Source organism: Dyella koreensis (genome assembly GCF_044904565.1).
Classification (GTDB): Bacteria; Pseudomonadota; Gammaproteobacteria; order Xanthomonadales; family Rhodanobacteraceae; genus Dyella_D; species Dyella_D koreensis.
This window is the reverse complement of record NZ_JADIKD010000006.1, coordinates 367,429-373,428: the sequence shown is the minus strand read 5'-3', so window position 1 is coordinate 373,428 and position 6,000 is coordinate 367,429. Positions and strand designations below refer to the sequence as shown.

Genomic DNA, 6,000 nt, shown 5'->3' with positions numbered 1-6,000 from the left:
GTGACTTCCTTCCAGGGCATGAATGACGACACCTCGCCAGATCGATGGGGATCGGGCGGGTGTAACCCATGTCCTGGCACATCTGTTACCTATGTCTCCGGTCCATACAGGCCAGCAAAGAGAAAGTAACTCGGGCGCCGGCAGGCGTCCGAAATGCCCGCTGCATAAGCGACCAGGGCACGCAAACGCGACAATCGAGCGCACCACTACTGGATCCCTGCCTACGCAGGGATGACGAAGTAGAAGCGGTGTCGCAAGAGTCGAGCCCTCACCTCGACCTTTTTCCAAAAGGAGGAGGGCGAAAGATCAAGGCAAAAGCACCCGTATATCCCCAGGCGCCAGCCCCTCCAACCCATACCCCCCCACCCTCACCCGAATCAACCGCAACGTAGGAAACCCCACCGCCGCCGTCATTCTCCGCACCTGCCGATTGCGCCCCTCGCGCAAGGTGACACTCAACCAGCTGGTAGGAATGTTTTTGCGAAAGCGCACGGGCGGATCGCGCGGCCACAACCACTCCGGCTCCGCTGCATGCTCGACGCCGGCAGGCAACGTCGGCCCATCGTTCAACACCACGCCGCGGCGCAATGCCGCCACCGCTTCATCGGTAACCGCGCCGTCCACCTGCACCAGATACGTCTTCGGTTGCTTGTGCCGCGGATCGGTGAGCTTGTGCGCGAGCCGCCCGTCGTCGGTCAGCAACAGCAAGCCCTCGCTGTCGTAATCCAGCCGGCCGGCCGGATACACATTCTTGTGCGAGACGAATTCCGCCAGCGTGCGCTTGCCGCCTTCGGCGGTGAACTGGCACAGCACGTTGAAGGGTTTGTTGAGCGCGATCAGCATGCGCGGCGCGGGCCGCTCAATGCGCGGCCGCGGCCGATGTCTCCGGCTTCACGAAGCGCAGCGTCATGCGATCGGACTCACCGATGGCCTGGTATTTCGCCTTGTCCTGATCACCCAGGGTCAGCGTGGGCGGCAAGGTCCAGACACCCTTGGGATAGTCCTTGGTGTCCTTCGGGTTGGCATTGATGTCGCTTTGGCCTTCCAGCTTGAAACCGGCATCGGTGGCGAGCTTCACCACGTAACTGGTGGGCAGGTAGCCGCTTTCCTTGATGGCATCGAGCTTGACGCCCTCATCGGCGCGGTGATCGACCACACCCAGCACGCCGCCGGGGCGCAGTGCGGCGTAGAACGCCTTGAACATCGCTGGCGCGGTATCCGCCATCACCCAGTTATGCACGTTGCGGAAGGTCAGCACCATATCGGCCGCGCCGGGCTTGCCGAATACCGGCGCCTTAGGGTCGAACTCCACGATCTGCGCCTTGCCGTAATGCGCCGGATCGGCGGCGAACTTGGCATGCAGGCCGCTGGCGTCCTGACGCGCCTCACCACCGTCGGCGGGCTTTTGGATGGCGGCGATATACGCGCCGTTGTCTTGCAGCAGCGGCGCCAGGATCTCGCTGTACCAGCCGCCGCCCGGGGTGATCTCGATCACCGTGAGGTCGGGGCGCACGCCGAAGAACTGCAGCGTCGCCTTGGGATGACGGTACACATCGCGCGCGCGGTTCTTCTCAGAACGCCAGCCGCCGGCAAGCACGCTGTCGAGCTGGCTGGAGGTGAAATCGCTGGCGCTGGTGGGCGGCACCAGGCCACCGGCAGGCTGGTCTTGCGCGGCAAGCGCGCTGGCGGGAATCGAGTTACCGCTGCAGGCGGCCAGCAACAAAACGGCGGCCAGCCCAAGGGGGAGTTGGCATTTCATCGACAAAGATCTTCCCTAGCTATGCCCGTGCAGGCTAACACGCAGTTTTGTGCCTGCCATGTATACGTTTGGTGGATAGACAGTCCAGCGAGGATCAGAACGGCCGCGGGCACACCGATTGCAGGCCGTCGATATGTTCGTGCAGATCCGGCGCGATGCCCTGCCACATCGGATCGAGGATGAAGTCGATGCCTTCGTAGCGGGCCAGCTTGGCGGCCGGAATGAAATCGGCGTCGCCCGCCACCAGGATGATCTGGTCGACCAGCTTCTTATAAGTGAGCGCGGCGATGTCGATGCCGATCTTCATGTCCACCTGGGTCTGGCGCATGTCCGGCTCGAAGTGTTCGTCGCCCAGCGCGTCCCATTGCAGCGAGCCATCGCGCAGCTGCTGATAGGCGTGGTACTTCAGCTTCCACTCGCCGCGCTCGGCGAGGCGGCCCAGGCGCAGTGCCATCTTGCGTTGGCGGCGCAGCTGGTCGTGCAGCTCGCGCCGGAAAGTTGCCGCACCGGTGCGCGAGAAATCGAAGGTATCGCCGCTCACCGGCCGGATAAAACTTTTTTCCAGCGGCGGGCAGTCGTAGAAGAAGATGCGGTAAAGCGCCTCGCGCGGACGATCCAGCGCCTTGAGATGCTCCAGCGCCATGCCGAAGACGGTCTTGGCGACCGTGCGTGCGTCATTGGCGTCGCGTTCACCCCAAACCTTGCGATAGCGGGCAAGAAAAAACGCGCCGTCGACCAGGATGGCGGTACTGGACATAGGAAATCCTTATAGTCGTGCGGATCGATGTACGCGGAAACGCCGGCCCATAGGTGGCCAGCCCGCGGATTTTACGGCATACGCCCGTACTATTGATCCGAAACCGACGCTTCGAAATCAGCCACGCTGTCCCGCCGCGTACGCCATGCTCTGCGCATAAGCCTCTGCCTCGCAGCGTATCCAGTCGCGGAACACGCGCAGCCCAGCGTGATCCCGCGAGCGCGGCGGATACACCAGGTAATACGCCTCCGGGATATGCATGTAGCGCTCGCCCAGCACATGCAGCAGTCCCGCCTCGACCAGAGGCCGCGCCGTGACCATGCGGCCCAGCGCCACGCCCATGCCCTCCAGCGCTGCGCGCTGCAAGGCATCGGTGGTATCGAACTGCGCCACGTAGCGGCGCGGTGGCGTGCCACCAAAAGTCTCGAACCAGTCGCGCCAGCGGTTGCCCGGGTCGCCAAGCAACGGCCAGCTGCCCAGGTCGCCGGGATCGGCATCGCGCATGCGTTCAAGCAGGGCGGTGGAAATCACCGGCGCGATCCATTCGCCAAACAGCTGCTCGGTTTCCACGCCACTCCATACTCCGCGCCCGTAACGCACGGCGGCGTCGACCGGATCGCGCTCGAAATCGACCAGCGTCACGCTGGACTGCAGATTCAGTTCGAGCTCCGGGTGCGCCGCCACCAGGCGCGCAAGGCGCGGCACCAGCCAGCTCGACATCACGCCCGGACTCGCGCTGAGCGTCAGCGCCTCTTCGCGGCGACAGCGATAGCTGGACATCGCGCGGTCGATACCCTCGAAGTGATGACCCACCGCCTCCAGCAAGCGCCGACCTTCGGCGGTCAGCTGCACACCGCGCGGACCGCGGTCGAACAGCTTGCGCTCCACCCGCTGCTCGAGCTGCCGGATCTGGTGGCTGAGCGCACTCACCGTGAGGTTGGCCTGCTCCGCCGCGCGCGACAGATTGCCCAGGCGCGCCGCCGCGACAAACTGTTGAAGCAGGTCCAGGGAGATCCGAGCCATCTTGAATATTCCTCAAGTCTGACTTGCGAATATATCGCTTTTTGGCGCCTGCCAAGGCTCTTATCTTGAGCCACCTGCCAGATGGCAGGCACTACTGGGAGGGTGTCATGAGTTCGCTCTGGACCGACTTGCTGTTCCTGCATGGCCACATCGCCAGCCCCGAACTGGCGCGTCGGCTGGCCGACGTACCGACGCCGCAAGACAAGCCGCGCGGCAGCCGGGAGCGCATCGGCACCCCGCTCAAAGTCCACGCTGCCAGCAGTGTGCAAGCGCAAATCACACCTTGCGGGAAAGCCTGCGCGCCGGCTTGATTCTGTCCCCGCCTGCTACCACGTCGGATTGACGGCACCGCTGCCACCCTCGCAGCGGCCTATAGCAGGCAAGGAATCGGATGACCGAGATCACCGCGCAGCGTTGGGTGCTGACGGCGCGCCCGCAAGGCGAGCCGACACCGGAAAACTTTCGTCTCGAGTCGGCGCACGTGCCAAAGCCCGGCGAGGGCGAAATTCTGTTGGGCGTGCTGTATCTGTCGCTGGACCCGTACATGCGTGGCCGCATGAGTGCGACCAAGTCGTACGCCGCGCCGGTGGAATTAGGCGCAGTGATGGAAGGCGGCACCGTTGCCCAGGTGCTGCGTTCGAATCATCCGGACTACCGCGCGGGCGAGTTCGTGCTGAGCCACTCCGGCTGGCAGACCCATGCCGTGGTGACGCCGAAACAGATCCTGCGCCGGCTCGATCCCGCCATCGCACCGCTCAGCACCGCGCTGGGTGTCTACGGAATGCCGGGCTTCACCGCCTGGGCTGGCTTGCGTGAAATCGGCAAACCCAAGCCCGGGGAAACGCTTGTAGTTGCTGCCGCCAGCGGCGCGGTCGGCTCTGCCGTGGGGCAGATCGCGCGGCTGCGCGGCGCTCGCGCCGTAGGCATCGCGGGTGGCACGGAGAAATGCGCCTACCTGCGCGATGAACTCGGCTTCGACGCCGCCATCGACCATCGCGCACCCGACTTCGCCGAACAGCTCAAGGCCGCTTGCGCCAACGGTATCGATGTGTATTTCGAGAATGTCGGTGGCGCCGTCTGGGAAGCCGTGTGGCCCCTGCTCAACGAATACGCGCGCGTACCCGTCTGCGGCCTGATTGCGCACTACAACGACGACAGCTATCGCAGCGGCTTCAACGGCGAACTGCCTGTCGCCGCCGATCGATTGCCCGCACTGATGCGCAGTGTGCTCACTCGCAGCCTTACCCTGCGCGGCTTCATCCAGCGTGAGTTCGTGCAGCACTATCCGGAATTCCTGCGCGAGATGGGCGACTGGCTGCATCATGGCCAGGTGCTCTATCGCGAAGATATCGTCGACGGCCTTGAACACGCGCCCGAGGCCTTTATCGGCCTGCTCAAGGGCCGCAACTTCGGCAAGCTGCTGGTGCGCGTCGCCGACCCGGTTTGATTCGACTTATTGATCCATCTGTAAGGAACCACTTCATGCAACTGCGCCAACTCGGCAAGTCATCCCTCTCCGTCGCCCCGCTCGCTTTCGGCGGCAACGTCTTCGGCTGGAGCGCCGATGAAAAGCGCTCACACGAATTGCTCGACGCCTTCGTCGACGCCGGCTTCAACCTGGTCGACACCGCTGACGTCTACTCCGCCTGGGTCCCCCGCAACCGTGGCGGCGAATCCGAAACCATCATCGGCAAATGGCTGAAGCAGAGCGGCAAGCGCGACAAGGTGGTGCTGGCGACCAAAGTGGCGAAATGGGCCGAACATCCCGGCCTTTCCCCCGTCAACATCCTGCAAGCCGTCGACGCCTCGCTCAAACGCCTGCAGACCGACTACATCGACCTCTACCAGGCGCACGAAGACGACGCCTCCGTACCGCTGGAAGAAACCCTCGGCGCCTTCAGCCGCCTGATCGAGCAAGGCAAGGTGCGCATCATCGGCGCCTCCAACTACAACGCCGACCGCTTCGCCGAAGCCCTCCAGGTCTCCGCCAAACACCGCCTGCCGCGCTACGAAACCCTGCAGCCCGACTACAACCTGGTGAACCGCAGCGACTACGAGAACAACCTCGAACCCTTAGTCACCGCGGAAAACATCGGCGTCATCAACTACTACGCCCTCGCCAGCGGCTTCCTCACGGGCAAATACCGCAGCGAAGCCGACCTCGGCAAAAGCGCCGCGCGCAGCGGCTCCGTAAAGAAATACCTCAACCCCCGGGGACTAGGCGTCCTCGCCGCACTCGACGACGTCGCCACCGCACACCACGCCACACCCGCACAAGTCGCCCTGGCCTGGCTCGTCGCCCGCCCCAGCATCACCGCACCCATTGCCAGCGCAACCAGCGTCGAACAACTAGGCGACCTGTTCGGTGCAGTGAAACTGCAACTGACGCGAGATGACATTACGAAGCTGGATCAGGCAAGCGCCTGACGAGCCATGCCTGTAGGAGCGCACCCTGTGCGCG

Annotated in this window: 7 protein-coding genes; 3 read left to right on the top strand and 4 right to left on the bottom strand. The window is 64.1% G+C overall.

Going from position 1 to position 6,000, the window contains the following annotated elements:
* Nucleotides 1-306: 306 nt before the first annotated feature.
* The 4 genes from ISS97_RS03675 to ISS97_RS03660 form a co-directional block, all read right to left on the bottom strand.
* Nucleotides 307-843 (bottom strand): pseudouridine synthase, encoded by a 537-nt coding sequence (locus tag ISS97_RS03675; RefSeq protein WP_379985001.1) that lies wholly within the window; start codon nt 841-843, stop codon nt 307-309.
* 16 nt (nt 844-859) lie between these two features.
* On the bottom strand, nt 860-1,759 hold the full coding sequence (locus tag ISS97_RS03670; protein ID WP_379985000.1) for a class I SAM-dependent methyltransferase: 900 nt from the start codon (nt 1,757-1,759) through the stop codon (nt 860-862).
* A 94-nt stretch (nt 1,760-1,853) separates the two neighbouring features.
* Nucleotides 1,854-2,516 carry an NYN domain-containing protein gene (locus tag ISS97_RS03665; protein WP_090449516.1) on the bottom strand — a complete coding sequence of 221 codons (663 nt, stop codon included), beginning with the start codon at nt 2,514-2,516 and terminating at the stop codon, nt 1,854-1,856.
* A gap of 117 nt (nt 2,517-2,633) precedes the next feature.
* Nucleotides 2,634-3,539 (bottom strand): LysR substrate-binding domain-containing protein, encoded by a 906-nt coding sequence (locus ISS97_RS03660; protein WP_379984999.1) that lies wholly within the window; start codon nt 3,537-3,539, stop codon nt 2,634-2,636.
* 107 nt (nt 3,540-3,646) lie between these two features.
* Here ISS97_RS03660 and ISS97_RS03655 point away from each other — a divergent pair, with 107 nt between their 5' ends.
* The 3 genes from ISS97_RS03655 to ISS97_RS03645 all read left to right on the top strand — a co-directional run bounded on the left by ISS97_RS03655 (nt 3,647) and on the right by ISS97_RS03645 (nt 5,966).
* Nucleotides 3,647-3,850, top strand: a complete 204-nt coding sequence (locus ISS97_RS03655) for a hypothetical protein (RefSeq protein ID WP_379984998.1) — start codon at nt 3,647-3,649, stop codon at nt 3,848-3,850.
* Between the two features lie 80 nt (nt 3,851-3,930).
* On the top strand, nt 3,931-4,986 hold the full coding sequence (locus ISS97_RS03650) for an NADP-dependent oxidoreductase (RefSeq protein ID WP_379984997.1): 1,056 nt from the start codon (nt 3,931-3,933) through the stop codon (nt 4,984-4,986).
* A 35-nt stretch (nt 4,987-5,021) separates the two neighbouring features.
* On the top strand, nt 5,022-5,966 hold the full coding sequence (locus ISS97_RS03645; RefSeq protein WP_379984996.1) for an aldo/keto reductase: 945 nt from the start codon (nt 5,022-5,024) through the stop codon (nt 5,964-5,966).
* Nucleotides 5,967-6,000 lie beyond the last annotated feature (34 nt).